This window comes from Undibacterium sp. Di26W, from assembly GCF_049340265.1.
GTDB lineage: Bacteria > Pseudomonadota > Gammaproteobacteria > Burkholderiales > Burkholderiaceae_D > Undibacterium.
Genome location: NZ_JBMPOR010000006.1, coordinates 74,726 through 101,097, shown reverse-complemented (window position 1 = coordinate 101,097; position 26,372 = coordinate 74,726). Strand labels below are relative to the sequence as shown.

Annotated in this window: 21 protein-coding genes; 12 read left to right on the top strand and 9 right to left on the bottom strand. The window is 52.2% G+C overall.

The genetic code is table 11. The features are described 5' to 3' along the window. Window positions 1–310 precede the first annotated feature (310 nt). The 3 genes from ACO0LM_RS09650 to ACO0LM_RS09640 form a co-directional block, all read right to left on the bottom strand. Window positions 311–481 carry an HIT family protein gene (locus ACO0LM_RS09650; RefSeq protein ID WP_423036519.1) on the bottom strand — a complete coding sequence of 57 codons (171 nt, stop codon included), beginning with the start codon at window positions 479–481 and terminating at the stop codon, window positions 311–313. Between the two features lie 8 nt (window positions 482–489). Continuing rightward, window positions 490–1,029, bottom strand: coding sequence for a peptide-methionine (S)-S-oxide reductase MsrA (gene msrA, locus ACO0LM_RS09645; RefSeq protein ID WP_423036517.1), 540 nt, complete (start codon window positions 1,027–1,029; stop codon window positions 490–492). 273 nt (window positions 1,030–1,302) lie between these two features. Further along, entirely contained in the window at window positions 1,303–1,959 is a 657-nt protein-coding gene (locus tag ACO0LM_RS09640; protein WP_423036515.1) for a DsbA family protein, read from the bottom strand. 122 nt (window positions 1,960–2,081) lie between these two features. On the opposite strand from ACO0LM_RS09640, the gene ACO0LM_RS09635 reads away from it, so the two are divergent. The 5 genes from ACO0LM_RS09635 (at window position 2,082) to ACO0LM_RS09615 (ending at window position 8,803) form a co-directional block, all read left to right on the top strand. Further along, a complete protein-coding gene (locus ACO0LM_RS09635) occupies window positions 2,082–2,984 on the top strand; it encodes a LysR family transcriptional regulator (protein ID WP_423036513.1) in 903 nt (300 codons plus the stop codon). 258 nt (window positions 2,985–3,242) lie between these two features. Next, window positions 3,243–3,575: a hypothetical protein gene (locus ACO0LM_RS09630; RefSeq protein WP_422985297.1), complete on the top strand. Its 333-nt coding sequence runs from the start codon at window positions 3,243–3,245 to the stop codon at window positions 3,573–3,575. A 208-nt stretch (window positions 3,576–3,783) separates the two neighbouring features. After that, a complete protein-coding gene (locus tag ACO0LM_RS09625) occupies window positions 3,784–5,175 on the top strand; it encodes a hypothetical protein (protein ID WP_423036511.1) in 1,392 nt (463 codons plus the stop codon). Continuing rightward, complete coding sequence (locus tag ACO0LM_RS09620; protein ID WP_423036509.1) at window positions 5,172–5,969, top strand: hypothetical protein; 798 nt, start codon at window positions 5,172–5,174, stop codon at window positions 5,967–5,969. Before ACO0LM_RS09625 ends, ACO0LM_RS09620 begins: the two co-directional genes overlap by 4 nt. A gap of 5 nt (window positions 5,970–5,974) precedes the next feature. Further along, a complete protein-coding gene (locus ACO0LM_RS09615) occupies window positions 5,975–8,803 on the top strand; it encodes an ATP-binding protein (protein ID WP_423036507.1) in 2,829 nt (942 codons plus the stop codon). 161 nt (window positions 8,804–8,964) lie between these two features. Here the strand turns inward: ACO0LM_RS09615 and ACO0LM_RS09610 are convergent, their stop codons facing one another. Further along, window positions 8,965–10,419: an aminotransferase class V-fold PLP-dependent enzyme gene (locus ACO0LM_RS09610; RefSeq protein WP_423036505.1), complete on the bottom strand. Its 1,455-nt coding sequence runs from the start codon at window positions 10,417–10,419 to the stop codon at window positions 8,965–8,967. A 291-nt stretch (window positions 10,420–10,710) separates the two neighbouring features. On the opposite strand from ACO0LM_RS09610, the gene ACO0LM_RS09605 reads away from it, so the two are divergent. The 5 genes from ACO0LM_RS09605 to ACO0LM_RS09585 all read left to right on the top strand — a co-directional run bounded on the left by ACO0LM_RS09605 (window position 10,711) and on the right by ACO0LM_RS09585 (window position 16,134). Continuing rightward, complete coding sequence (locus tag ACO0LM_RS09605; protein WP_423036503.1) at window positions 10,711–11,325, top strand: response regulator; 615 nt, start codon at window positions 10,711–10,713, stop codon at window positions 11,323–11,325. Between the two features lie 10 nt (window positions 11,326–11,335). Next, on the top strand, window positions 11,336–13,138 hold the full coding sequence (locus ACO0LM_RS09600) for a hybrid sensor histidine kinase/response regulator (protein ID WP_423036501.1): 1,803 nt from the start codon (window positions 11,336–11,338) through the stop codon (window positions 13,136–13,138). A 370-nt stretch (window positions 13,139–13,508) separates the two neighbouring features. After that, window positions 13,509–14,258 (top strand): Crp/Fnr family transcriptional regulator, encoded by a 750-nt coding sequence (locus tag ACO0LM_RS09595; protein WP_423036499.1) that lies wholly within the window; start codon window positions 13,509–13,511, stop codon window positions 14,256–14,258. A 255-nt stretch (window positions 14,259–14,513) separates the two neighbouring features. Continuing rightward, entirely contained in the window at window positions 14,514–15,479 is a 966-nt protein-coding gene (corA, locus tag ACO0LM_RS09590; RefSeq protein ID WP_423036497.1) for a magnesium/cobalt transporter CorA, read from the top strand. Between the two features lie 244 nt (window positions 15,480–15,723). Next, window positions 15,724–16,134, top strand: coding sequence for a DUF4259 domain-containing protein (locus ACO0LM_RS09585; RefSeq protein WP_423036495.1), 411 nt, complete (start codon window positions 15,724–15,726; stop codon window positions 16,132–16,134). Between the two features lie 22 nt (window positions 16,135–16,156). On the opposite strand, the gene ACO0LM_RS09580 is transcribed toward ACO0LM_RS09585, so the two are convergent. Then, window positions 16,157–16,477, bottom strand: a complete 321-nt coding sequence (locus tag ACO0LM_RS09580) for a hypothetical protein (RefSeq protein ID WP_423036493.1) — start codon at window positions 16,475–16,477, stop codon at window positions 16,157–16,159. A gap of 33 nt (window positions 16,478–16,510) precedes the next feature. Here ACO0LM_RS09580 and ACO0LM_RS09575 point away from each other — a divergent pair, with 33 nt between their 5' ends. Continuing rightward, window positions 16,511–17,686, top strand: a complete 1,176-nt coding sequence (locus tag ACO0LM_RS09575; protein ID WP_423036491.1) for a DUF3667 domain-containing protein — start codon at window positions 16,511–16,513, stop codon at window positions 17,684–17,686. Between the two features lie 11 nt (window positions 17,687–17,697). Here the strand turns inward: ACO0LM_RS09575 and ACO0LM_RS09570 are convergent, their stop codons facing one another. Together ACO0LM_RS09570 and ACO0LM_RS09565 are read right to left on the bottom strand one after the other, a co-directional pair. Continuing rightward, on the bottom strand, window positions 17,698–18,945 hold the full coding sequence (locus tag ACO0LM_RS09570) for a sensor domain-containing diguanylate cyclase (protein ID WP_423036489.1): 1,248 nt from the start codon (window positions 18,943–18,945) through the stop codon (window positions 17,698–17,700). A gap of 39 nt (window positions 18,946–18,984) precedes the next feature. Beyond that, a complete protein-coding gene (locus ACO0LM_RS09565) occupies window positions 18,985–19,263 on the bottom strand; it encodes a hypothetical protein (RefSeq protein WP_423036487.1) in 279 nt (92 codons plus the stop codon). An 84-nt stretch (window positions 19,264–19,347) separates the two neighbouring features. Here ACO0LM_RS09565 and ACO0LM_RS09560 point away from each other — a divergent pair, with 84 nt between their 5' ends. After that, complete coding sequence (locus ACO0LM_RS09560; RefSeq protein ID WP_423036485.1) at window positions 19,348–21,042, top strand: alkaline phosphatase family protein; 1,695 nt, start codon at window positions 19,348–19,350, stop codon at window positions 21,040–21,042. Between the two features lie 91 nt (window positions 21,043–21,133). Here the strand turns inward: ACO0LM_RS09560 and ACO0LM_RS09555 are convergent, their stop codons facing one another. Continuing rightward, window positions 21,134–22,699: an oligopeptide:H+ symporter gene (locus ACO0LM_RS09555; protein ID WP_423036483.1), complete on the bottom strand. Its 1,566-nt coding sequence runs from the start codon at window positions 22,697–22,699 to the stop codon at window positions 21,134–21,136. A gap of 474 nt (window positions 22,700–23,173) precedes the next feature. Continuing rightward, on the bottom strand, window positions 23,174–26,371 hold the full coding sequence (locus ACO0LM_RS09550; protein WP_423036481.1) for an efflux RND transporter permease subunit: 3,198 nt from the start codon (window positions 26,369–26,371) through the stop codon (window positions 23,174–23,176). Between the last annotated feature and the right edge of the window lies 1 nt (window position 26,372).

The window sequence follows — 26,372 nt, the reverse complement described above, 5'->3', positions numbered from 1 at the left end:
GAGCGTGATCGGGGCTCATGCGCTGCTCAAAATGCTCATGTACTTAAGTACATTCCGCTTTTTGCGCTGCGCTTTTGTTACCCTTACCCCGCTGACGCTCGCCCAGTAAGATCATAAACACGTTCTAAGACCGCTATTCAGCTACAGGTATTCAGCACCTATGCACAGACTGTGAGAATCATATCAAATAAACAAACCAGTATGACAATTTTTTAAGCTGCTTGCAGCAATACGCACATGAATACTCATGTAGTCAGGCAAACCCATGCCGGGCATGTATGGTGATGGTTTCAGCGATCTGCTGTTGCTGTCAGTGGTCGGCATCCATCAGTGTCTGGTAGGGCTGGCGCGTGGCGACCAGCACATGCCCGGGGTTGACTTGCCCTGCATCCATGAAGGCAAACACCAGTTCATCTTCATACACAATGGCGCAGGGTAAGTCGCCCAACATCAGTCTTTCAAATATCGTCGGCGTCAGCATGGCGATGTTCAGGCGATCAGCTTGCTGGCAAACAGTTTCCTGGCCTTTGCCACCTTGGGGGCCACCACGAATGAGCAATAGCCTTGTTGCGGGTTCTGGCGAAAATAATTCTGGTGATACGCTTCTGCCAGGTAAAACACCGGTGCCGGGCTGATTTCTGTCACGATGGGGTCGTCCCAGACCTTGGTCATGTCTGCCACAACCTGTTTAGCCATTGCCTGTTGCTGTTCATCATGGAAGAAAATGACTGAGCGATACTGGGTACCGGCATCATTGCCCTGACGATTCAGCGTCGTCGGGTCATGAATGGTAAAGAATATTTGCAACAAATCATGGTAACTGACGACAGCCGGGTCAAAAGTCAGACGCACGACTTCGGCGTGACCGGTCCTGCCGGTGCAGATCTGTTCATAGCTGGGCTGGTGCACGCTGCCACCAGCGTAGCCGGATTCCACTTTCGATACGCCACGGATTTGCTGGAATACCGCCTCGGTACACCAGAAACAGCCGCCGCCCAATGTGGCAAATTCAGTTGATGTCGCATTCATTACGTTCTCCCTGTCAAGACTGATTAGTCGTCATGAACATCATTTTCTTACACTTAGAACCTGTTTGCGATCTTACTGCGCGGGCGTGATCGGGGCTCATGTGCTGCTCAAAATGCTCATGGTCTTAAGTACATTCCGCTTTTTGCGCTGCGTTTTTTGTTACCCTTACTCCCGCTGACGCACGCTCGCTACAGATCGTAAACAGGTTCTTACAGGAAGTCTGCCGCCGTCACCCTGGCTTTTTGGTCTGCACTTTGGCCCGCGTTGATACGGTCAGGCAAGCGCCTGTTCTATCTGCGTGATAAAAAGTCCGCTGTCCTGGTAGGCGACACTGTGATCGAGCCGGCGGAATTGTCCGTTGGCTTCCAGTATGAATGTAGGGAAACCCTGCGCGCCCACCTGGCGCAACAATTGATGGGCAAGCCTGGTCTGCCCGGGCAGATCTGCCTGCGCCTTGGCATAGCAATCCTTGAACATCTCTGCCGTAACCTCCAGCCCGGCTGCCAGTTGACTCAGCAACCACAGGTCGCTGACATCGGCGGCATCCACATAATGGGCATGTTGAATTTTTTCCAGCATGCCAAGCCCTGCATCCGCCGCGATTTCACCGACAGCAGCCAGGGCAGCCACACCGCTTACGGCAGTAGCTGCCGGTACGGAATAATAACTAAGTGAAGCAATGGTTTTTACCTTGTTCAGGTAAGCAGAACCAAACAGCACACCAGACAGCTTGGCGATATGTTGGTCGGCAGAAATAATATGTTCGCGATATGCCGCAGGGATGATATTGATTTCAGGAAACAGCAAACCTGGGTGAAGCACCATGGGCAGGCGCTCGCCAAAATGTGTTTGCGATTGTCGCAGTAAGGGGCTGGCGGCATAACACCAGCCACACAGTGGATCAAACACGATATGTAATCTGGCTCCCATGCCGGTGTCCTCTTAATTTAAATGATGTTGCTATTGTATACATTACCAGATACCAGAAAAAGCGCGTATGATAAAAATCATTTTTCTGAAAAACAGAACAATCATCGTGAATTCTTCGTACAATGCATTTTGATCAACTACGTCGCATGGCCCTGTTTGCCCAGGTTGTGCGGCACGGCTCTTTTTCGGCCGCTGCCAGGGCAATGGATATTGCCACCTCGGTCCTCAGTACCGCAGTTTCACAACTGGAAGACGAATTGGGCGTGCGCCTGCTGCACCGGACCACCCGCCGCCTGTCTCTGACAGAGTTGGGCCAGGATTTTTATAGCCGCTGCACCGATATGCTGGCGTCTGCCGAAGCCGCACAAAGCCTGATCGCAGAAAGCTCTGGCGAAATTGCTGGCAGGCTGCGCATTTCTGCGGCGTCAGATGTTGCCGACCATATTTTGCTGCCGGCGCTGGCGCCCTTGACGCTGAAACATCCCAAGCTTTTGCTGGATATACAGGTAGCCGACAATATCGTGGACATGGCGGCACAGCAAATCGATTTATCGATACGTTCGGGCTGGATGCGGGATTCTTCACTGGTGGCTCGCAAGCTGGCAGACTTGCACGAGGTACTGGTGGCAGCCCCGTCCTATCTGCAAAAACTGGGTACTCCGCAGACACCAGATGATTTACTGAAGCATCGCATCATTGCCATGACAAGACTGAATGACCCCTGCACCTTGAGCTTGAAAAATGCCGCGGACGATACGGTCAAAATCAGTCTGCCTGCTGCCGCCATGACAGACAGCGTGCGATTGTCGTCAGAAATGGCGATCAGCGGCTTTGGTCTGGCGCGCTTGCCCAGCCATGCAATCGACAAAGCTTTGCGCGAAGGCAGCTTGATTACGGTACTGACAGACTGGACACTGCCGCTCGCCGGGATTTATGCCGTCACCCTCAAACGTGGCCTGCAACCCCAAAAAGTACAAGCCGCGATAGAGGCGCTGGGAAGTTTTCTGGCACCCAATGCGGCCTGAAGCCAGTCTGGTCTGTGGCGCGGAACCATCAGTGCCGGAAATGTAACCTCAATACCGCCAACTTACAAAAAATTACACCACCCTTTATAGGGTTAAATTTAATATACGCATAGAATATTGAACCCTATTTTCTTGCTTTTCGGCAAAAATTCCTCGTATTTTCTCTTGAAAAAGCGCATATTCATGAAGTACGAGTTCAGTACAAAGTTTGCTGCTTGCGCAGTATTGATCAATTTTCTGTTATTGAATTAAAACGCCATGCTAATCGACGTCATAAAAAACGGTCTCAGAAATATTTTCAGGGTACGCAACCAGCGTGCCGTGACACCTCCTGGACCCAAACCTCCGTTTGGCAGCACCATCGTGCTCGAACGCCTGAAAATGCAATTGATCGTTTCCATCGACTATGAGCAATGGGACTGGCTGACCGAAAAAGGCTGGCGCACCCTGGACATGCGGCAGAATCGCCGTCGTTACTTCCGGGTGCAAAGAAAGGCCGTTACCAGGCTATTGCACGCCAAACCGGATGACCGCGAAGCTTTGCATCAGCAAATCGTGGAATTTCGCTACGATAACAAACGTCTGCACTGAACTGTTTTATCTAGGTATTTTCGCTGTCATGTTGAATTTCATGACAGGGATACTTATCTTTCTCACATCAAGCATACAGTTACTATCAGCGCCCGATCTGCTGCGCCACGCCGACAAGTTTATTTTCTGATACTGCCCGACTGTTGCAGACGTCAAAAATTAAAATCCTGACAATACTCAAGTAAGCTGCAAGCGGTTAAAATGCCGCATGCAAAATTTTAGTGACGACGCTCACGTCCAGACCGGGGAAGACCTCGCTCTGCAGACGTATTTCAAAACTGGCATCACTCCTGACGACGTTTCCGCTGTATTCCCCCTGAGACGTGCCCAGCCTGTATTGCAGGCATTCACGGCGCTGTTTCATGGCGGGTTCAACGGTGTATTGTTGCGCCTGCTGGTCTTGCGTGAACTGACCGCCGACGTGGAAACACCGTCGCTCAGCCGTGCTGATATCAATACCAAACTGGCCTATCTGGAACCGGATGCGCTGGAGACTGTGCTGTCGCGCCTGCGCACCACCGGTTTGCTGATCTGGGATGCCAGCCAGTCTGTGTATCGCATCACCCCGACCGCCAGGAATGTGCTGGCGGCGCTGGAATCGCTGCTGCATATCGAAGAGCATAATGACCAGGCCGAAATGAGTTACATGCTGACCCAGGTCGCCGGTGCACAGGCGGTGGGTGGCGTGTCGGTAGAGCAGTTGCATCATCTGCTGGGAAGGCTGATAGAGCTGACGGAAGAATTTTCAGATGCGATTGCCTCGGGTTCGGAATTCCAGTTGCGCACGGCCCAGCAAAAATGGCATACCGCCTGCGACTGGGTAGAAAAAGGCTCGCAGATCATTCATGCCATCACCAATGACAGCCGGGCCGATTCTGCCACCCACAAAGCGGCACAGGCGATAGGACGCGCCCAGAGTGCGCTGCTGAACATGCAGGGCATGTTTTCGCGGGCCCTGAACCAGATCGAACGCCAGCGCGTGCATCTGGGGCAGTCTGGCCTGTCGACGACAGATATCAAGACCTGGCTCTTGCAAAAAGAAGACTTGGCAGCGCTGGCCGACGATGCTCTGGCAAAACCGGTGACGCCGATGTTTATTACCCCATCAGAAATGATAGACGTGGCAGAAAGTGAATTGCTTAGCCACCGCGTATCGGCCTTGGTGGGTGCCTTGCCTGCTGGTGAAAATGCACCATCGGTCGCCAATGAAGATAGCGATGCCCTGCATGAACTGGATCACTGGCTGGCCTTGCTGACTGCAGCCGATGCCAGCGACAAGCCGATAGCCTTGCAGGATATCTTGCTGCCATCCAGCTTTGCGATTGCTTCTTATCGCGCCTCCATGCTGCCGTTGCTGGGGGATGCCAATGAATCTTCCTTGCAGGGTGCCACGGCTATCCTGGCCCGCCTGCCGCTGGTGTTCAATTCCAAAGACAAAATGCAAAAGGTACATGATGACCATGTAGCTGCGATTTCCATCGCCAGCCTGAGCGCCATACCGCTTGCGGCCAGCACACCGCCTGCCAGGGTAAAAGTGGCTACTGCCCCGGAACAGCCATTGCCTTCTGCCACCTCAGCACCAACGAGAGAAACACCATGACCGAAGATGCACAAATCCTGATCGCCCGTTTGCTGGCGCACCAGACCCTGCGCCGCGAAGACAAACTGGTCAAACGCGCGCTGTCAGATGAAATATTCCGCACAGAAATCGACACCCGCCTGAAAGCCTGTGGCATGAAGTTTGTCGATAACGTGTATGCCGACTATGTCACCCTGGCGCTGACACGCGATAGTGAATCCAAAGTATTCGGTACCAAGGAAACCTGGCAAAACAATAATTTTGGCCTGGCACGTGACGGTGTGGCCTTGCTGGTGGTGTTGTGGTCGCTGATTATCCTGCCCAAGCGTGAACGCCAGGAAGCCCATCAACTGGCTGAAGAAAACCAGAATGATATGTTCGGTAAAGATAAACCGATGCCGCGCGCAGAAGATACCTCGATAGGTATTTCTTACCGCGCCCTGCTGGCTGACTTTGGTGAAAAGCTGGGCAAGAAAACCCGTATGGACATGAACCTGGGTCAGTTGGCACGTGTCGGTTTTATCGAACGCAAGGCAGACCTGATTCTGGAAGGCCCGCTGCTGGATTTGCTGATGGATACTGATACCCTGAAAGACCGCATCATCAATGGCGCGCTGTCGGACATCTTCCAGATCCCGGCACCGCGTACACCGGCCATCATCGAACCTGCAGAAGCCATACACGCTGTCGCAGCAAGCGAAGCCGATGCAGTAGAAACTGCCACTGATGCAGAAGCTGATGCCAAAGATGACGCCACAGCCGATACCATTGCAGACAGCAATGCTGATCTCAACACCCATACCGGAAAAGAATAAGAACCATGTTTCATATCAAATCGCTGGAACTTGTGCATTGGGATTATTGGCAACGCATCAAGAACATCCCGCTGGATGCCAAGATCATCACCATCGCCGGGCAAAATGGCTCGGGTAAAACCACGCTGCTGGATGCCTTGCGCACCCTGTTTGGCCTGGAATGTTCGATGGGGCGTTCGTATAAACATTATGCCCGCCACTCTGGCCAGCAAACGGCATGGATACGTGCAGTGGTCGATAACAGTGCCGTCGGGCCGCAGATTTCCAACCGGCCTTTCCGCATGTCTGGCCTGTATGAAGATGAAGTCACGCTGTTTTGCAAGATAGAAAAAAACGGCGGCGACTGGAAGCGGCAATACCTGATGCGCAGCGGCAAAACCGAGATAGAAGAAGTGCAGGAAGCCAATGACTGGCTGGGTGTGGAAAGCTATCGCAAGCGCCTGTCACATGCCGGTTTATCGAATGCCATGGGCAAGGTGCTGGCACTGGAACAGGGCGAAACCGACAAGCTGTGTGAATACGCGCCACGCCAGTTGCTGGACCTGGTGTTCCAGGTGTTTGGCGACAAGGAAGTGCTGGACGCCTACGATGACGCGAAACGCCATCAGCGTGATACCGAAACCGAATTGCAGCGTTTTGAAACCGAACTCGAAGGTGCAAAAACCAATCTGGAAGGCTTGCGGCTGCGCGTTGCCAATTATCACCAGTACGAAAGCCTGAACAAGGAAAAACGCGATTTGCAGGAAGAAATACTGCCGACCCTGCAATACCATGAAGCACTGGAACAGGCAGGCAGCACCAGCCAGGCTCTGCGCGCCAGCAAACGCTTCCTGAAAACGCAAGATCATGCGCTGTCTGATCGTCGCCAGCATCTGGCGCAACAGGCGCAGCAAGTCACAGATGCCAAGCAGGCTGAAGCCGCACTGGAAACCGAAGAATCATCACTGCGTGAAAAACTGCAGCAGATCAACAGCAAACTCAAGCCACAAGAAAGCCTGCTGGAACAAAAAGCCCGTTTGCAAAAACTGGCCGCTGAAGCTGACGCCGATGTCGCCAATATCGCCGACGATCTGGAGAAAAAAGAAGCCGAGCTGTCACGCCAAAAACTGGAACGTGATGCGCTGACCCAGCGTATTGCCGGTGAGATGGAAACCATCGCTGCCCTGCAAGGCAAGTCTGCCCTGCCAGACCCGGAAAACGTGCGCCAGATGCGCCGTGCGCTGACAGATGCAAATATCCCGCATTGCATGTTGCCAGAGATCGTCGAAGTCACTGACCCCAAATGGCAGGCGGCGGTAGAAGGCGTGTTGCGTGGCTATACTTCAGTCATCCTGCTGGACAAGGCGACTGATGCAGCAGCCGCTTACCGCATCGGTGAAAAGCAGCGCTACAGCCACTTCATCGTGCCAGACCGCATCAGCGCGCCCGTGGTCAAAGACCAGAGCCTGCTGTCTGTCGTCAACTTCACTGGCCAGGCACCGGGCTGGCTGATCGAGCAATTGCAGCGCATCGATACGGTAGGCTCGATTGAGCTGGGTATGAAGTTGTCGAAGAACCAGGAATGGATTACACCTGACGCCTATCATTTCGAGCGTCGTGGTGGCCGTTCCCTATTTGTCGAAGTATCGCGCTATCGCTTTGGTAATGCTGGCCGCACCCAGCGCCTGGAAGCCTTGCTGAAATCATTGCCTCGCCTGCAATCACAGGAAGATGTGCTGACCATGCAAATCAGCAAACTGGCAGGTGAAATCAGCGCCTACAAAGCGCGTCTGGCAGGTGTCGATGCTGCCAAGGAACTGAGTGCCCGTCATGCCGAATTTGAAGAAGCCAGCCGCAATACCCAGCCACTGAAACAACAGCGTATGGAAGTCGGTGGCCGTCTGGGTGAAATCGCGCCTTTGCTGAAAGCCGCCACCGAACAACGTTCCGTAGCCCATCTGAAATGGGAGCAGGCCAAAGCCGCAATTGCCGATGCTGAAGCCCAGCTACGTGCATCAGAAAAACGCCATGCCGATGAGCGCAAAGCCCAGTTTGAAACGCTGCGCGCCATGCGCGATACCTGGCATACCCTGCCGCACAACTGGAAGCGTGCCTCGCACCGCAAGGAACTGGTGGCCGAGCATGAAAATGTCCACCAGATCGAACTGCGCATACGCAGCCTGACGAATAACCTGGGGCGTGATGACTGGGAAACTGATTCCACCGTGGTCGATCAGTACACCCGCCTGAATGCCCTGCTGCAAGGCCGCCAGGCAGAAACCGATGAACGTCGCTACCAGAATAACCGGGCCATAGAAGCCACGGTGAATGCCCGTGCTGCGTATATGGACAGGCTGCGCTTCACGATCAAGTCGTACAGCAAGAACATCAAGCAACTGGGTGAGCTGGCAGGCATAGAAGTGCACACCGATCCAGTCAAGCTGGAGAATGACGACATACAACTGGCCCAGGCTGGCTTGCACGTGCGCTTCAAGTTTGATGGCAAAGGCCCGATAGGCATGAATGATGGTGAAGCATCCGGTGGCCAGCAAGTCATGAAGTCACTGATCTTGCTGATAGGCTTGCTGAAATCTGACGATGGCTCTGGTGGCTTTGTCTTCATCGATGAACCCTTCGCCCATCTGGATATACGCAATATTCAACTGGTCGGTGAGTTCCTGAAAAATACAGATGCCCAGTACCTGATGACCACACCGCTGACACACAATACCGACGTCTACGACCCGTCTGAACTGACGCTGATCACCAGCAAGAAGAAAAAGGATACCGAATGGGCGCAGCCTATTTTTGTCTTGCAGAGAAAAGTGGATAAGTCGGCGCATAAGAAAGCTTGATCTGTCATATCCTTTGGGGACTGTCCTCGATTAACAGACGTTCAATTTTCTCGATATTCGGATATGGCTCGCCTTCATCAAGCGAGCCATAAGTGAGCCATAGTGAGCCATACCTAAGCGCGTTTTTTACCGCTGGAACCCAACCCTGATTATGCGCATGATCAAGCAACAGGGCCACGCCATTTAGTCATGATATTGATAGCAGTCTGGATGTCCCCCATGGTGTTGTAAATATGTGGGCACAGCCTGACTCTGGTTTCACTATGACGATCTGTTGATGGAGAAAATGAAGCCGCAATACCTTGCTCGTAAAGCTCGTCGCTGAGTTTTTTGATTTGCCGCCCTGGCGGCACCTCAACCCACACCACACCCAGGCTCATGTCAGAGTTATCCGGGGTAGTGACTTTCCATTTCTTTTCTTTCAGGCCAGTCATCAGTGCATCCGCCAGCTGTTTTACCCGTCTGTATGCGCGTGGGTATCCTATGTTCTTCCACATTAATTCTGTCCAGTACAAGGTGATGATGTTGACGTCATCGCGCTGGCCCAGCAGTTCAAAGCGCTCAGCAGTGTGAGGCAACTCGTTCCATTTCAGTATGTCTATCTTGTAGTCATAGGCAAAGATATTGGGTTCAAAATTTTTTGCCTTGGTCGGATCCACATACAGGATGCCGGTTTCTTTCGGCCCCAGAAACCATTTATGACAGCTGGATACGAAGCTATGACAGAAGGGTTTGGAAAAGTCGAGTTGGCGTGCGCCAAAAGCCATGGTGCCATCTATGTGTATATGGCAGTTGTGCAGCGCTGTATTGTTCTGTACATGGTTCCAGATACGCTGTATCGCCACTTCAGGGATACGCATCCCGTTGCCATTGGATGTTTCAGAGAAAGAAACGAAGCGGGTACGTGCATTAATATGCTTGATGAAATGCTCCGCCACCTGCTCTGGCGCTATCTTGTCAGGCAAGCTGACCATGTGGATATTAAACACATGCCCGTCCCCGCCTGAAGCGTGAGTGGGTTCCTTTACTATTCTGCCGCCACGCAATTGCCAAGCAGCAAGATTGGTTGGATGATTCTGGTCCCACAAGACGATATTGTCTATTGCGCTGTCATTACCCAGCTTGTTCCAATTACGGTAGCCGCCATTAATGGCATTGTTGGCTTCACTGGCATTGCGAACGATGGCAAGGTTTTTGGCATCCTTGATACCAAGGCTATCAGCCAGTGCTTTACGGGTCTGTTCAAACTGCCGGGCACGCAGGCCACCGCGCATCCGGGTCTGTTGCGCGACATTGCGGTTGAGTTCAAACCTCAGATTACTGGCAGCAATCAACAGGTGACGTGGCTCAGGGCAAAGATTGGCGGCATTCATCGGCACCTTGACAGGGCCGAAGCTTTCATCGACGAAATCAAACTGTCGCTGGAATTCTTTCCAGTATTCGTCATCATCGGTATCTTCTGCGCGCAGTAGTGCATAAAACTGATCAAGCTCGGCATAGACTTTTGCATAGCAATCGTGGGATATAAAGCCTGCGTCCAGCAATGGCTCCAGCGAGGATTGCAGTTGCAACTGGCAATCTTGCTGTGTAAAAGTGCTGTGTGTTTGTGTACTCATAATGTGCCCCCATTAAGGAATTTTCTTGAAATAGCCAGATATAGAATCGCCTATAATGCGTCAGAGCATCTTGCCCAAAGCCGGACCGAAAAAACGGCGTGAGCACTTGATGACGCAGGGTGAATAGTAGAACCGGCGCCTTCCCTTGCCATGTGACCGGGACCAAAGTCCTGCTTTAGGTGGCGCAAGGAGTCCTTGCCTTATGATGAAAACTGAACTGGCCCGGAATGAAAAGCATGCATTTGTTGCCTGTGCGCCAGAGCACTTTGTAGGTCTTCATGAAAGCCTGCCATGCCTTACAAAATCCTGATCGTTGATGACCATGCCCTGGTGCGCGCAGGTCTGGCCATGCTGGTCTCGGCCCTGCCTGGCGGTGCCAGTATCTTCATGGCGGGCACGGCTACCGAAGCACTGGAACAGGCCGAATACCATGCACCGCTGGACGTGGTCCTGCTCGACTGTGGCCTGCCCGATGCCGACGGTGGCAGCCTGATTCGCGCCCTGTCGCAACGCAGTGGCCGCGCCCCCGTGGTCGTGGTATCAGCCGATGAATCCGATGCCACCATACAGCGTGTGATGACGCTGGGTGCAGCAGCTTTCGTGCCAAAAAGCAGGACTTCGTCCGAGGTGATCAATGCCATCAAGCTGGCACTGACTGGCGGTGCACCGGCTAGCGCCCGCCAGGTTGGCGCAGACACATCAGCAGCATTAAGCCAGCTAACGGCAAGGCAACTCGACGTACTGCTGATGCTGGAAAAAGGAATGACAAACCGCGATATCGCCCTGCAATTGGGCCTGGCAGAAAAAACCGTCAAGAATCACGTGACAGCCCTCCTCAACGGCCTGGGTGTGGTCAATCGCTTGCAAGCCATACGGCGGGCACGCGATCTGGGCCTGTTGAAGTAAGCGGCCGCTCATGAGCACCGCCATCAGCGCCACGCCAAGGCTGCCACCAGGCAGTGTGAGAAAGGCCTTGCATGCCCATGCTGCCCCCAGCATCAACTGGCTCATGGGCTGCAACTGGGTCACCATGATGCTGATGAGCCTGACCATCAGCCTGATGCTGCCCTCGCAGCAAAGCCTGGCATGGCAATGGGCGGCGACTGGCTCGGCTTACTCGCTGCTTTTCCTGCTGGTGCGACGCCGCTATGCTGCTGCCGGTTATCGGGTACTGGAACGCATTTACGCGCTCTCTGTCTGCGGTTTCAGTTTGCTGTGGGTAGCTGTGCCTGTGCTGTTTTTTGATCCGCAAAATTTTGCTTTTTCGATGTTCATGCTGACCATTTTTGGCGGCCTGGCGGCAGCTTCTGTACCTATCCTGTCGGCATCACTGCCTTTGTACTGGCTTTGGATCACCCCGCCCTTCCTGACCCAGATCAGTCTGTATTGGCTGCGCGGGGGCGGGCCCTATTACTGGGGGATAGGTTTTGGCATGCTGATTTTATTGATGAGCCAACTGGTATTTGCTCGCAACCACCATAAAACCATCATTGCTTCCATCCGCCTGGGTTTGCAAAATACCTTGCTGGTGCAGCAACTGGAAGAAAAGACAGCGTTGGCCATATCGGCCAATATGGCCAAGACCCGATTTTTGGCAGCGGCCAGTCATGACCTGCGCCAGCCGGTATATGCATTGAGTCTGTTCCTTGATGCGCTGGCAAGCTCTGGCCTCAATACCAGGCAGGCCACCATGGTGCAGCATGCCAGTGCAGCCAATCTTGCCGCCAGTGAAATGCTGCAAACCCTGCTTGATTTTTCACGCATAGAAGCGGGTGTCCTGAATCCCCAGCAAAGACGGATGGACTTGATGAGCATACTGGATAAACTGGGTGAAGAATTTGGCCCGCAAGCCTACAAGAAAAACCTGCTCTACCGCAGTCGGTCCAGCGACATCTGGATAGAAAGCGATCCGCAACTGATCGCACTGGTCATGCGCAACCTGGTCAGCAATGCCTTGCGTTACACGCACAGCGGTGGCGTACTGGTCGCTGCACGCCGCAGGCAACAGCATGTCCTGCTGCAAGTGTGGGACACGGGCATAGGTATAGCAGCGGATAAGCATGAAGAAATCTTTCGAGAGTTTCATCAATTGGGGAATGTGGAAAGGGATCACCGCAAGGGTCTGGGCATGGGGCTTGCCATAGCCGAGGGCCTGGCCCGCAATCTGGGAGCCAGCATAGAAGTCGCCTCCCGGCCCGGCAAGGGCTCAGTGTTTTCGCTGGTGCTGCCGCTGCAAGGCATGCGCAAGATGGAACGTCATGCCAGCCCGGATGATCAGACCTGCATCGATGCCGATACCGAGCCAGACTGCTTGCTCTTGCAAGGCATTGCCGTGCTGGTGGTAGACGATGATGAAGCCGTCAGAGCCGGCCTGCATGCCGTATTGCAAAGCTGGGGTTGCCAGGTCAGCCTGGCGGAGGACATGCAAGCCGCTCTGACAAGAACCGCAGAAAAGCTGCCTGATGTCTTGCTCACCGACTATCGCCTGCGCGGCGGCGTCACCGGCGGTGACATCATCCGTGCCGTACGCCAGGCTATCAGCCACAATACGCCAGACAAAAAACTGGTCTTGCCAGCCATCATCGTCACTGGCGACACCCATCCAGAACGCCTGCGCGAAGCCCAGGGGCATGCCGCCCTCTTATTGCACAAACCGCTTGCTGCCAATGCCCTCAAAGCAGCCCTGGTACAGGCCCTGGCGAGTGATGCATCTGCTTGAGTCGAATTCATTTATATACATCTCGACAGCATCTCGACAGCATCTCGATCACTGCCTTGACTTGGTTCTGGTCTAGCTAGCATGCACCTCTTCAGGAATTATGACTTGGTCCCATTTTTGATCATCTATGACGCACTGTTGTCGTGCTAGGGCACGCTCTTTACCGATCTACACAGCACTCATCGCTGGATTCAGTTCTTGGCAAATAGATACACATGGGCAGCGCATAGTAATATTTGAAAAACAGCGGCCTTATTTCTCCCATCCCGGCAATATCGCCTGTTGTTTGGAAGAAAAACCATGTAAAGTCACTCGATGTTACAGACTAGACAGGCCTGCGATAGAAAGAACAACCAAACTCAAGGCGCGTATGAAAAAAAACAGCAAGGCAGCATGGTCTGAAAATCCAAAGCAAAACAGCATATTGGCAGCACTACCGGCGGCAGATTTTGAACGCATATTGCCCGATCTGGAATTGGTTCCTCTTCCTTTAAAGTGGACCATGCTGGAATCTGGTGACCATGTACACTTTTTATATTTTCCTATCTCTGGCATCGTTTCGCTGATCTACGCGCTGGAAGATGGTTCATCCAGTGAAGTGGCACTGGTAGGCAACGAAGGCATGGTGGGTATTTCCATTTTCATGGGTGGCGATAGCATGCCATCCAGCACGGAAGTCCAAAGCACGGGCAAGGCATACAAGCTCAGCAGAAAGATCATGAAAAGAGAATTTGCCCTGGGTGGCAAGTTGCAGCAGTACGCTTTGCTGTATACGCAGGCGCTGATTTGTCAGACCTCACAAACCGCCGTTTGCAATCAGCACCATTTATTGGATCAGCAACTGTGCCGCTGGCTGTTGATGAGTATGGACAGATTGCATTCGGAAGATATCGTGATCACCCAGGAAATGATTTCCCATTTATTGGGAGTACGTCGCGAGAGCGTGACGCAAGCAATTGGCCTATTGCAAAAGGATGGATTGATTGCCGTCAGGCGTGGTCATATCAAAGTGATGGACCGGCCTGCAATGGAAGCCCGCGTCTGTGAATGCTATGAAGTGGTCCGCAAAGAATACCAGCGCCTGCTACCACCCGTTCCTGACGCTGAGCCAACAGTATGACGCATAAGAACCTGTTTAAGATCTTAAGCGCGGGCGTAATCGGAGTCCACGCGGGGCTCATGTGCTGCTCAAAATGCTCATGTACTAGTGTACATTCCGCTTTTTGCGCTGCGTTTTTGTTACCTTTACTCCCGCTGACGCTCGCTACAGATCGTAAACAGGTTCTAAGAGGTACTGAAAATATAGTTTTGCCAGTACGATGGCGCTACATTAAAATCTGTATCAGTCAATCCGATAATCCAGGCTACACCATCTATGTTAATCAACTGTGTCACTTACCAGGAAGGTCGCAAACTGTCCGATATATCCGTGGCAGAAATCAGCGACTATGTACAGCATAAGGACCAGTTCGTCTGGGTAGCCTTGCGGGATGCCTCGGATGAAGAATTGCAGGAAATGCAGGTCGAATTTGACTTGCATGAACTGGCCGTCGAAGATGCGCGGCACGGTTATCAAAGGCCGAAGATAGAAGAATACGGGGATTCCCTGTTCGCTGTCATCCACACTGTGGAAATGATCAACGGTGAGTTGCACATCGGTGAACTGAATCTCTTCGTTGGTGAAAATTATGTACTGTCCGTGCGTAACCGCTGCCAACAGAATTTTCTGGGGGTACGCCAACGCTGTGAGCGTGAACCACATCTGCTCAAGCATGGTTCTTCCTTCGTCTTTTATGCCTTGATTGATGCCGTTGTTGACCGCTACTTTCCGGTAGTTGAAGCCCTGGAAAACGAGTTGGAACTGATAGAAGAACAGATCTTCACCAAAGGCAGTGAACGTGCCAATATCCAGCGCCTGTACCAGTTGAAACGCAAGATCATGGTGATCAAACATGCGGTGACGCCATTAATGGAAGCCAGCAGCAAGCTGTTTGGTGGCCGTGTGCCGGGTCTTTGCATGAACACCCAGGAATATTTCCGCGACGTGTATGACCATCTGTACCGCCTGAATACATCCATAGAAACCATACGCGACACTATCAGCACGGCAATACAGGTGAATCTGTCCATGGTTGCCATTGATGAAAGTGAAGTCAATAAGCGTCTGGCTGCGTGGGCTGCGATTTTTGCGGTTGCCACTGCGTTTGCTGGCATCTGGGGCATGAACTTCAAGGCCATGCCCGAGCTGGAATGGCATTACGGCTATCCTATGGCGCTGTTTGTCATGTTTGGTGTATGCGGCTATTTATACTATCGCTTCCGCAAGACGGGCTGGTTATAGACGTTGCATTAATCATCAGAACGTGTTTACGATCTGTAGCGAGCGAACGTCAGCGGGATGAAGAGCAGCGCAAAAAGCGGAATGTACACTAAGACCATGAGCATTTTGAGCAGCGCATGAGTCCCGATCACGCTCGCGCAGTAAGATCGCAAACAGGTTCTTACACTATTTCTGGAAAATCAGGTACAGTAGCTTTGCTAAAATTACATGCTTTCGCGATCTTGAGTCTCAAAGGAGAAAACAAATGGGTGCATGGTCACATGAATCATTTGGTAATGACACAGCCTGCGACTGGCTGTATGGCCTGGAAGAGGAAGATGATCCGGGATTGATAGAAGATACCCTGGATACGGTATTGTCTGCCGGTGACGAGGAGGTTGATGCCGGAGATGCCTCCGAAGCCATCGCTGCAGCCGAAGCCGTAGCACGCCTGCAAGGCCATTTCGGCTTGCGCGATGTGTATTCAGAATCGCTGGATGAATGGGTAAGCAAGGCAAAACTGAAAGTCTCAAAAGCCCTGGCAGAAAAAGCCGTGAAAGCGCTGGACCGCATCGTCACCGCTCCTTCCGAACTAAAAGAGCTATGGGAAGACAGCAACAACTATAAGGATTGGCTGGCTGCCGTAAAGGAATTACGCGGGCGTATCAAGGTATGAAGTAATCCCGGCCACAGTCGCTTTACAGTAAAAGCAAACGCATCGCATCCACGACGCGTTTGCTTTTTTTTGCGGTGCGATATGACTTCAGGAATTTTTTCAGAGCAAATTTCAAGTTATCAGAAATATCACTTAAAATACCTTGGTCCGACTTACTGTTGATTGCATTCCTATGCATGGGTTGTTCTAGAGGTCTGAATACACGCCAGAAAATCTGCATGGTCGCAGTCCTTATACTGGCAAGTACCATTTGCAATTCTGGCGTACCAAATTCAAACACGCTGTACTGTGGCGTTTCAAGCAATAAAAAAATCAGCGGACTTGGGGAAAACTTCGTTGTCATGCACAATCACGATACTTTGAGGAGAGAAGCGGCATGAGTATGGAAATAGAAATCGCCACAGATGTCATAGCAGAGGCACTGGTGGTCAATGAAGTGGAAAAAACAGCCGGCACTTCCCATGCTAGCCATGCACATGGCAGTTGTGCCAATTGCGGCACCAGCCTGACAGGTGCCTATTGTCACGCCTGCGGACAAGCTGCCCACATCCACCGTTCGCTCTTGCATATGGCCGAAGAATTATTGCATGGCTTGTTCCATTTCGAAACCAAGGCATGGCGCACCATACCGGCACTAATCTTCAAGCCAGGACAATTGACGCGCAATTATATTCAGGGACAACGCACCCGCTATGTTTCACCACTGGCGCTGTTTTTGTTTTTGATCTTCGTGATGTTCTTTGTGTTGTCATTGACAGCCAGTAACCCGGTCGACAGCATTTCAGACAAGCCGCAGACTAAAACCGGAATCACCAAGGCATTACAGAAAAATCGCGAGGCAATGGCGACACTGGAAGCAGCGAAGGCTTTGCTGCCCGCTGGCGACGACGGGCGGGAAGACATGAATGATGGAATCAAAGATCTGGCTAGCGATATCGCGGAACTGGAAGCATCCCTGAAACGACTTGAGAGCAAAGAAAACAAAGACCAGGTACCTGCATCGTCCGCTATTTCAGCAGCCAGCGAAGAAAGCAATACCACGCCAGACGTGAATAAAAAGGGTGACAAGGTCAATGACGTCCTCAAGAAAATCGACCGCAAAATCGCCGAAGGAAAGTCTTCGTCGATTATTCCAGGCATAGAAAAACAGATCCAGCATGCGATCAAAAACCCTGAGCTGACCGTCTACAAGATGAAAAGCAATGCATCAAAATTCGCTTTCATGCTGATGCCGATTTCACTGCCCTTCTTGTGGCTGCTATTTATTTTCAAACGTAAATATGTGATGTTTGATCATGCCGTGTTTTCTTTGTATTCATTGTGTTTCATGAGTATATTGCTGATGAGCGTGGCCATCTTGGCTAAATTCGGCTTTGGCATGATCGGTGCCTTGGTATTTGTCTTTGTGCCGCCCCTACATATGTTCAGCCAGCTTAAACATGCCTATCAACTGGGCACGGGGGCCAGCCTGTGGCGCACTGTCGCGCTGTTATTTGTTGCCTTATGCTCGCTGTGCATCTATGCAGTACTGGTATTGACGATGAGTGTTTAATACGCAGGCTGTCAGGCTTCCCATTTGATCTGGTTGCGGCCGTTGCTTTTTGCCTGGTACAAGGCTTTGTCGGATCGTTCCAGCAAGCGGCCAAGACGGTCATCTTCGGTTCTATAGGTGGCGATACCTATACTGACTGTCAACAGAATGAAGTCACCCGATGCCGATGTCAGCACCAGCGACTGCACATTGCTGCGTATGCGTTCGGCCACCAGCATGGCTTCGCTGCGGCTGGCCTGTTGCAGGATGACACAAAATTCTTCGCCTCCCAGCCTGCCGAACAGGTCAGACTCGCGCAATTCCACCTTGACGGTTTCAGCAAAGCGCAGCAAAACCTGGTCACCACACTGATGTCCGTACTGGTCGTTGATGTTCTTGAAAAAATCCAGGTCCAGCATCAGCAAGGTCATTTGTGTCTGGTAACGCTGGCAACTTTTGAAGGTATGCTCGGCATACTCAAGAAAGGCACGCCGGTTGGCAATGCCAGTCAGCGAATCTGTCGTGGCCAGTCGCTGCAGTTCACGTTCCAGCATTTTGCGCTGAGTAACGTCACGGCATATACCTTCAATGCCGGAAAACTCTCCTTCATCACCATAGAGCGCCTGACTACTGATGGAGATGTCTATCAATGTGCCATCCTTGCGCAGCATGCGTCCAGGAAAATCGGTCACCATGCCGAATTCCAGTATTGCCTTCATGAAGGTATCGCGGTCGGTTGTGGCTGGATAAAAGGCTTCCACCTCGTGTCCTTCTATCTCTTCCGGCTCATAGCCCAGTACCTTGCGTATGGCAGGACTGACTTTCTGGACTATGCCCCTGACATCGGTGCGGTAGTAGACATCTTGCATATTTTCAAACAAACGCCGGAAATTGAATTCGCTCAGGCGCAACTGTTCTTCCATCTCATTGTGTTCGGTGACATCCATGCCGCTGATCATGACGGCTTCCTGGCCGTCATAATGAATGGCGCGGCTGCTGACCAGCAGCATGCGGTAATTGTCCTTGCTGGTATGTATGCGAAACTTGCTGGGTGCATTGGTCCAGGCCTCGCCCTGTTTCCTCAGGCGTCCCTGAGAGCGCGGCTGGTCCAGCGGATGAATAAAGTCATTGATGGAGCGACCTAACAAACTCTGTTCATCGCTGGCTTCAAGTAAAGACACCGCTGCCTGATTGAGTTTCACCAGCTTGTCATTAATGATGACTACAATGGCAGTCGGCGTGATGTCAAACAGGTAGGTGTCGGAAGTATCGTCGCTCAAGAATTACTCGATTTCTGGCAATGTTAAAGCTTTACAAAATCAAGCTTGCAAATTCATTTTACCGCCAGGTAACTGGGTGTAAAGTAATAAAATACAAATCTTGATTGAATGTTTTTGCTTCGCAACACAAATAGCTGTCGCTATGGCAATTCCAGACTGTATTGTCATTGCTGGATTTGCGCTGACGCAAGATAGTGTTAGCCAGTCAGTAGCTTTGCTTTCGCGACCATTGCATAGTGTACGCTGTAGCCAACCGCCCCTGCCATGCCGACCAGAACCATAGTCGGTTTTTTTTTGCCAATTTACTTGCTCTGACATGTTTCATTGACTCGTTTTGCAAGACATTTTTTGATTCATTTTGCAATTCATTTTGTAACCCACCAGGAAGCTATCTCATCGATCATGAAGACACTATTGCCAGCCGCCTTGCGCGCCACGCATCCCATGCGTAGATTATTTTTACTGACTTGCCTTGCTGCCTCCAGCACCCTGTGTGCCGCGCCGATGTATGCAGTTGAAAAGCCGGCCCAACCAAAACTGGTGGTGGTGCTGGTAGTTGATGGCTTGCCACAAGAACAAGTGGTGCGTTACCGTGAACAATTCGGCCAGGGCGGCTTTCGCCGTCTGCTGGAGCAGGGCGCCTGGTTCAGCGATGCCCATCAGGCTCATGGCGTCACGGTCACCGCAGTCGGGCACTCGGCCGTGCTGACAGGTGCCTATCCCTACCAGCATGGCATCATTGCCAACACCTGGACAGACCCAGTAACGCTGGCATCCGTCTACTGCACTGAAGATACGGCATACACGTATATAGGTGAAGAAACCAAGGCCAGTGACGGTACCTCCCCTGCCAATCTGCGTGTCAGCACACTGGGCGATGAATTGCGTTATGCCAGCGGTGAACGTAGTAAAGTCATCACCGTATCCGGCAAGGACAGGGGTGCGATCCTGTTGGCAGGCAAGACCGGCACGGCCTATATGTATATGGGAAAAACCGGTAATTTTGCCAGCTCCACCTATTACATGAAAAACCATCCTGAATGGGTACAGCAATACCAGGCGGGCAAGCCACAAGACCGTTTCTACGGCAAGGAATGGCGTCCTTTGCTGGCAGATGCTGCCTATGCCAATGACGCCAACGACAATCTGTTAAGTGATGCAGATGCCGAGGACAAGCGTTTCCCTTTCACTTACACCAGCAAATCAGGCAAACCCGATGCCGACTATTACGGCAAGCTGAACACAAGTCCTTTCCTGGATGAAATGACCCTGGATTTTGCCCGCGCCGCCGTAGAAGGTGAAAAACTGGGACAGAACAGTGCCGGTGTGCCTGACGTATTGGGTATCAGCCTGTCCAGCCATGATTATGTGAACCACAGCTTTGGTCCGGAAAGCCGCATGTCACATGACCACCTGCAAAGGCTGGATCGCTTGCTGGCAGGTTTTTTCAGTTACCTGGATAAACGAGTAGGTCTGGCCAACACCATGGTGGTGCTGACGGCTGACCATGGTTTCCCCAACGTGCCTGAATTCTCACAAGCGATCAAGCGTGATGCGCAAAGACTGGATGGCAAGAAAATATTGGAAGCCATGAACAAGCATTTGTCCGAGAAATTTGGCCAGGACAAACTGGCGACGACCTGGAGCAATCCCAGCATCCTGCTCGACTACAAACTGATTGACCAAAAAGGCTTGAAACGTGAAGAAGTAGAAACCGCAGCCGCCAGATTTGCTGTGACCGTACCCGGCATCGCCAACAGCTTTACCCGCACCCAGTTTGAAAACGGTACCCTGCCCCAAAACAGGCTGAGCACACTGATGCAAAGGGCCTGGAACAGGCAGCGTTCTGGCGACATCATGCTGGTCACCAAACCTTACTGGTATTTTGGTAGCGGCGCACATGGCACTTCACATGGTTCGCCGTACAGCTATGACACCAATGTGCCGCTGGTCTTCATGGGCAAACCATGGTTCAAACCGGGCGCTTATGGTCAATATGCAGAAGTCATGGACATTGCCCCTACTCTGGCGCATTTGTTGAGAGTACGTCCGCCTTCAGGTTCAGAAGGCCGGGTACTGACAGAAACCCTGCGTTAAGACTGTCAACGCAACCGGGTTGCCCATAGAAAAAGCCGCATGATTATTGATCATGCGGCTTTTTCCTGACCGGGCTAGCCGGAGTACGGCATCAACCAGCTTGTCGATAATTATTTTGCATCTTGTAGCCCCTTGCATACAGGGCAAACAGGAAAGCCGCCAACAAGGCAAAGCCAGCAAAAAAGAACATCTGGAAGGCGGTAACACTCATGCCCGTGCTCTTGATCTGTTCGGTCACGGCATCACTCTTGACGCTGGAATTGGCCAGCAAGACCCACAGGTTACCTATCGTCACTGACAGATTCCAGAAGCTCATGATGACACCCTTCATCGCCAGCGGTGCCTGGCTATACGCAAATTCAAGACCGGTGGTCGATACCAGTACCTCACCAAAAGTCAGCAAGGCATACGGCAGGATTTGCCAGGTGATTTCGATCGCATTACCGCCATCAATAGCCAATTGCATGAAGCCGACGACGATCCAGGCCAGGCCGGAAAACGCAATCCCCAGGCCCATGCGACGCAAGGCCGTCAGTTCCATACCCCTGAGTTTCAGCAGCGGGTACAGCACCAGATTATTGAATGGAATCAGCAACATCACCAGCAAGGGATTCAGGGCCTGCATCTGTGCCGGTTCAAACCATTCCGGCTTGGTCATTTTGTCTGCCTGCAATACCCAGGTTGAGGCCTTTTGATCAAACAGGGACCAGAAGGGTGTCACCAGGGCAAACACCACCAGTATGCGCAATACAGAACGTACCCCATCGACCGCATGATCCGGATGGATGCCACGTGCGCGCTCCAGTTGCATCCACGCACCCATGCCACCAAAACCGAGTACCAGCACCAGCGCCAGGCACAAAGCAGCAACGATGCCGACTTTAGGAATCAGGAACAGGGAGCCGACTGCCAGCAAGGCACCCAGCACGGCCATGTAATAACCGCTCTTTGCCTGACCCGGCACATCGGTGGTCAAGGCAGTACGCACGACATTCAGGAAAGAATGTGGATCACGCGGTGCCGGTTTTACATGCACATACCTGTTGCGGCCAGACCAGAAAATTATGGTAGCAATCAACATCAGCAAGCCGGGGATACCGAACGCAATACTGGCACCCAGTTTCTTGAGGAAGATAGGCATCAGCAAAGAGGCAAAGAAAGAACCGAAGTTGATGATCCAGTAGAAACCGTCAAATACCTTTTGCGCCAGCGACCGGTTGGACTGGTCAAACTGATCACCGACAAAGGACGTCACCAGCGGTTTGATACCGCCCGACCCCAGTGCGATCAGGAAGAGTCCTGTATAAAAACCGTTCCGATTATCGTCAAAGATCGCCAAACAGGCATGGCCACCGCAATACACCAGGCTCAGCCAGAACACCGTATTGTATTTGCCAAAGAAACGGTCAGCCAGCCAACCACCCAGCAATGGGAAAAAATAGACGCCGATGACAAAGGTATGAAAAACTTCTTTTGCCATACCGGCACGCATGTTTTCCGGCATGGACAACAGCAGGCTGGTAATCAGAAATGGGGTCAGAATATTCCGCATGCCATAAAAGCTGAAACGTTCACAGCCTTCGTTAGCAATAATATACGGTATCTGTTTTGGCATGCGCGCCTGGTCGGCACTGTCCATAGTCGCGGATTGAGTCATTCGTCTCTCCTGTTCAATTGTTTTTATCACACCATGACAAACCGCCTTTTTTAAAGGCTGGATTTATTTGCGATGGAAAGTAGACAGGTTTTGCTGGCTGTTCATGTGACGATCAACCAGAAAAACAGTGGGCGAAGTATCCGTATTTGCGAGGATGCCGTCAAGCCTGAAAATGGGATGAAATCAGGAAGCATGTTGCGCACCACCCGGCGTCCTTTTCAGCAGAAGAAAAATGATGGCAGATAGCTATTGAAATAGCTAAGCCGCAGAATGGTCAATCGGGTGAAAACTCGCACAGATACTGATGCTGCGGCACGCAAAATGCGAAAAACTTATGGATGTAAAACAATATGGTTGTGTATGGTTTTTGCCAAACAATTTAAATCTTTAAAAAATTTTGCCATGCGATTTTGGAATTGCTAAAAAATACCCACCAGCAAGATGGGTATTTACTTCAGGCAATCCACGCGGCAACTATGCCGTTGCCGGGCGTCCGTTCATTAAACGCCAGGCCTTGAAAGGCAGACGGTAAATAAACCGTATCATCAGCAAGGTCAGTAAAGCCTCGATGAAGGTCAGCACGAAGGCAAACAGGCTATTCCAGCGCGTTTCGCGGCGACGGAATTTTGCCATCATGCGGTCAAAGCTGATTTCTATGCTGTCATAGAAAGTCGGCACGACCAACAAAGTCAGAAAGGTTGACGTGATGGTGCCGCCAATAATCGCAATCGCCAGTGGACGGTAGAATTCACCGCCCTCACCTAAACCAATAGCCACCGGCAGCATGCCGGCAATCAGGGCAAAGGTGGTCATCAGGATGGGGCGCAGGCGCTTGCGGCCAGCGTACATCAATGACTCTTCACGTTCAAAACCCTCTTCTTCCCGTTTGCGGGCGCAATCCAGCAAGAGAATCGCATTTTTTGCCACCAGCCCCATCAGCATGATAATGCCGATGAAGCTCATCAGGTTCAACGTACCGTTCGTTAGCAGCAAGGCCACCACCACACCAATCAAGCTCAGGGGCAGCGACAGCATGACGGCGATAGGTGCCGTGAAAGAACCAAACTGCATGACCAGGATCAGGTACATCAGGCCGATACCGGATACCAGGGCAATCGTCATTTCAGTAAACAGTTCTTTTTGCGAGCGCGCAGCGCCACCCAGTTCGATACCGAAACCGGTAGGGAAATTGATCGCCTTGGCGATCTTCAAGGCATCTGCCGTCACTTCACCAGGCGACCTGCCCTGAGCATTTGCGGACACGGCAATCATGCGCTTGCCATCGGTATGCTGAATCTTGGCCGGTCCCTTGCCCATGGTGATGGTGGCAATCTGCTCCAGTGGCACCATCTTGTCACTACCAGCCACGGCAATCGGCAGGCGTTCTATGTTTTCAGCACTGACGCGGTCTTCCGGATGCAGACGCACTGCGACATCCCGTGCTTCCCCGGTAGGGTCAACCCAGTCACCGATCTCGACACCGGCAAACGCCACGCGCAAAGCCTGCGCTGCATCATTGACTGAAATACCGAGGGAATTCGCCAGGCCACGATCCATCTCTATCTGTAATTCATCTTTCGGGTCTTGCTCGGACAAACCGACATCAACGGCACCATTGACCTTGCTGAGTTTTTCCATGAAATCATTGGCGATCTGCATCAGCTTGCGCGAATCAGGGCCAGAGAACTGTATCTGTACCGGCTTGCGGCCACCGTTTTGCAAATCGTCCTGCACAACATATTCGGCACCGATAATGCTACCGACTTTCTTGCGCAATTCGACTGCGATCTCTACCGCTGAACGCGCTCTTTCGGTGCTCTTGCCGATATCCACGTACACCCGGCCACCGGTACTGTTGATGATGCTGTTGGTGACCTTGGTTTCCTTGATGGTACGTGCCAGCTCGGCAGCCTTTTCCACTTTCAGGCGACCATATTCCAGGCTGGAACTGGATGGCGTGCGGATATCAATCATGATGGTGCCATTGTCAGCCGTCGGCAAGAAGCTGGTACCGCCTTTGCTTATGTGCAAGGCCAGTGCCCCCACAAGACTCAACGCAGCAATGATGGCCATCCAGACGCGGTGATGCAAGGCCCAGGCAATCACATTGCCGTAGCGGTCGGCCTGATGATCAAACCAGGTATTGAATTTAGCCAATATCCGGCTGATGCCACGTTTGGGCTCCAGATGATGCCCAATCGGGTCGCCCCAATAAGCCGACAACATCGGGTCCAGCGTGAACGAGATAAACAGGCTGACCAGCACCGAACTGGCCACCGTCAACGCGAAGGGCCTGAACCATTCACCCGACACACCTGGCATGAAAGCCACAGGGATAAACACGGCAATGATGGAGAAGGTCGTGGCTGCCACTGCCAGTCCGATTTCCTTGGTACCGTTGCTGGCAGCCGTGCGCCGGTCGGACCCCATTTCCATATGCCGCACGATATTTTCGCGCACCACAATCGCATCATCAATCAGTACACCGATCGCCAGCGACAAGCCCAGAAGAGTCATGAAGTTCAGCGTAAAGCCGCACAGCCAGACCGCGATAAAGGCTGCGATCACCGAGGTTGGCAAGCTCATCGCGGTAATCAGTGTGGAACGCCAGGAATTCAAAAATACATACACCACAAAAATCGTCAGCACGGCACCGAACATCAACGATTCGATCACATTATTCAGGCTGCTTTGCGCATCCTTGCCGCCATCCTGGGTGACTTCCATCTTGGTGCCAGCCGGTAAAGTCTTGTTGATGTCAGCAACCAGGGTACGCACCTTGCCGGCCACCGTGACTGTGCTGGCATCGCGTGAGCGGGTGATGGAGATACCCACATTCGGCTGGCCATTGCGTACGCTGAAGCCATTGATTTCAGCAAAGCTGTCGGCAATATCGGCCACCTGTGCCAGCCTGACCAGCTCATTACCGCGTCGCTTGATGACGATGTTCTGGAATTCGGCGGGTGATTCTATGCGTCCTATCAGGCGTATGCTTTGTTCATCCAGCCGCCCCTTGACCTTGCCCACCGGTGCCGTGGTGTTCTGGTTGCGCAAGGCGGTCACTACTTCTGCCACTGACACATTGTATTCACGCAGTTTTTGCGCACGCAACAAGACGGTCAGTTCCCGTTTCAGGGCACCGTCAACGGAAACTGTTGCGACCCCATCTATGGCACGAAATTTGTCGGACAATTCATCTTCAGCCATGCGTGAAATTTCTGCATGGGTCAAGCCATCCGAAGTCAGTGCCAGTTGCATGATGGGCTGTGCCGAGGGATCACGTCTTTCAATCACAGGCTCGCGCATTTCCACCGGCATCTTGTAGCGTATCGACGCAATCGCATTCCTGACCTCTTCCGAGGCTTCAATCATGTTCTTGTTGAAGTTGAAGACGATGGTGATGCTGGCGCTGCCTTCGTTGGCGGTGGAACGTACCTGATACACGCCGGTAATGCTTTGCAGTGATTTTTCCAGGCGGTTGATGATCTCGCGCTCCACTGTTTCCGGTGATGCACCCGGGTAGGGTATACCTATGGACAGCACTGGTTCTTCCACATCGGGAATCTGGTTAACCTTGAGTTTCTTGAGTGCCAGCAAGCCCAAACACATCAGGGTGATGATGATCACGATCATCGCCACCGGGCGCTTGATACTGAAATCGGAGAGGAACATG

Bases quoted from the DNA above. Each gene is read 5' to 3' on its own strand.
- ACO0LM_RS09650 (WP_423036519.1), bottom strand. From the start codon at position 481: ATGCTGACGCCGACGATATTTGAAAGACTGATGTTGGGCGACTTACCC.
- msrA (WP_423036517.1), bottom strand. From the start codon at position 1,029: ATGAATGCGACATCAACTGAATTTGCCACATTGGGCGGCGGCTGTTTC.
- ACO0LM_RS09640 (WP_423036515.1), bottom strand. From the start codon at position 1,959: ATGGGAGCCAGATTACATATCGTGTTTGATCCACTGTGTGGCTGGTGT.
- ACO0LM_RS09635 (WP_423036513.1), top strand. From the start codon at position 2,082: ATGCATTTTGATCAACTACGTCGCATGGCCCTGTTTGCCCAGGTTGTG.
- ACO0LM_RS09630 (WP_422985297.1), top strand. From the start codon at position 3,243: ATGCTAATCGACGTCATAAAAAACGGTCTCAGAAATATTTTCAGGGTA.
- ACO0LM_RS09625 (WP_423036511.1), top strand. From the start codon at position 3,784: ATGCAAAATTTTAGTGACGACGCTCACGTCCAGACCGGGGAAGACCTC.
- ACO0LM_RS09620 (WP_423036509.1), top strand. From the start codon at position 5,172: ATGACCGAAGATGCACAAATCCTGATCGCCCGTTTGCTGGCGCACCAG.
- ACO0LM_RS09615 (WP_423036507.1), top strand. From the start codon at position 5,975: ATGTTTCATATCAAATCGCTGGAACTTGTGCATTGGGATTATTGGCAA.
- ACO0LM_RS09610 (WP_423036505.1), bottom strand. From the start codon at position 10,419: ATGAGTACACAAACACACAGCACTTTTACACAGCAAGATTGCCAGTTG.
- ACO0LM_RS09605 (WP_423036503.1), top strand. From the start codon at position 10,711: ATGCCTTACAAAATCCTGATCGTTGATGACCATGCCCTGGTGCGCGCA.
- ACO0LM_RS09600 (WP_423036501.1), top strand. From the start codon at position 11,336: ATGAGCACCGCCATCAGCGCCACGCCAAGGCTGCCACCAGGCAGTGTG.
- ACO0LM_RS09595 (WP_423036499.1), top strand. From the start codon at position 13,509: ATGAAAAAAAACAGCAAGGCAGCATGGTCTGAAAATCCAAAGCAAAAC.
- corA (WP_423036497.1), top strand. From the start codon at position 14,514: ATGTTAATCAACTGTGTCACTTACCAGGAAGGTCGCAAACTGTCCGAT.
- ACO0LM_RS09585 (WP_423036495.1), top strand. From the start codon at position 15,724: ATGGGTGCATGGTCACATGAATCATTTGGTAATGACACAGCCTGCGAC.
- ACO0LM_RS09580 (WP_423036493.1), bottom strand. From the start codon at position 16,477: ATGACAACGAAGTTTTCCCCAAGTCCGCTGATTTTTTTATTGCTTGAA.
- ACO0LM_RS09575 (WP_423036491.1), top strand. From the start codon at position 16,511: ATGAGTATGGAAATAGAAATCGCCACAGATGTCATAGCAGAGGCACTG.
- ACO0LM_RS09565 (WP_423036487.1), bottom strand. From the start codon at position 19,263: ATGTCAGAGCAAGTAAATTGGCAAAAAAAAACCGACTATGGTTCTGGT.
- ACO0LM_RS09560 (WP_423036485.1), top strand. From the start codon at position 19,348: ATGAAGACACTATTGCCAGCCGCCTTGCGCGCCACGCATCCCATGCGT.
- ACO0LM_RS09555 (WP_423036483.1), bottom strand. From the start codon at position 22,699: ATGACTCAATCCGCGACTATGGACAGTGCCGACCAGGCGCGCATGCCA.
- ACO0LM_RS09550 (WP_423036481.1), bottom strand. From the start codon at position 26,371: ATGTTCCTCTCCGATTTCAGTATCAAGCGCCCGGTGGCGATGATCGTG.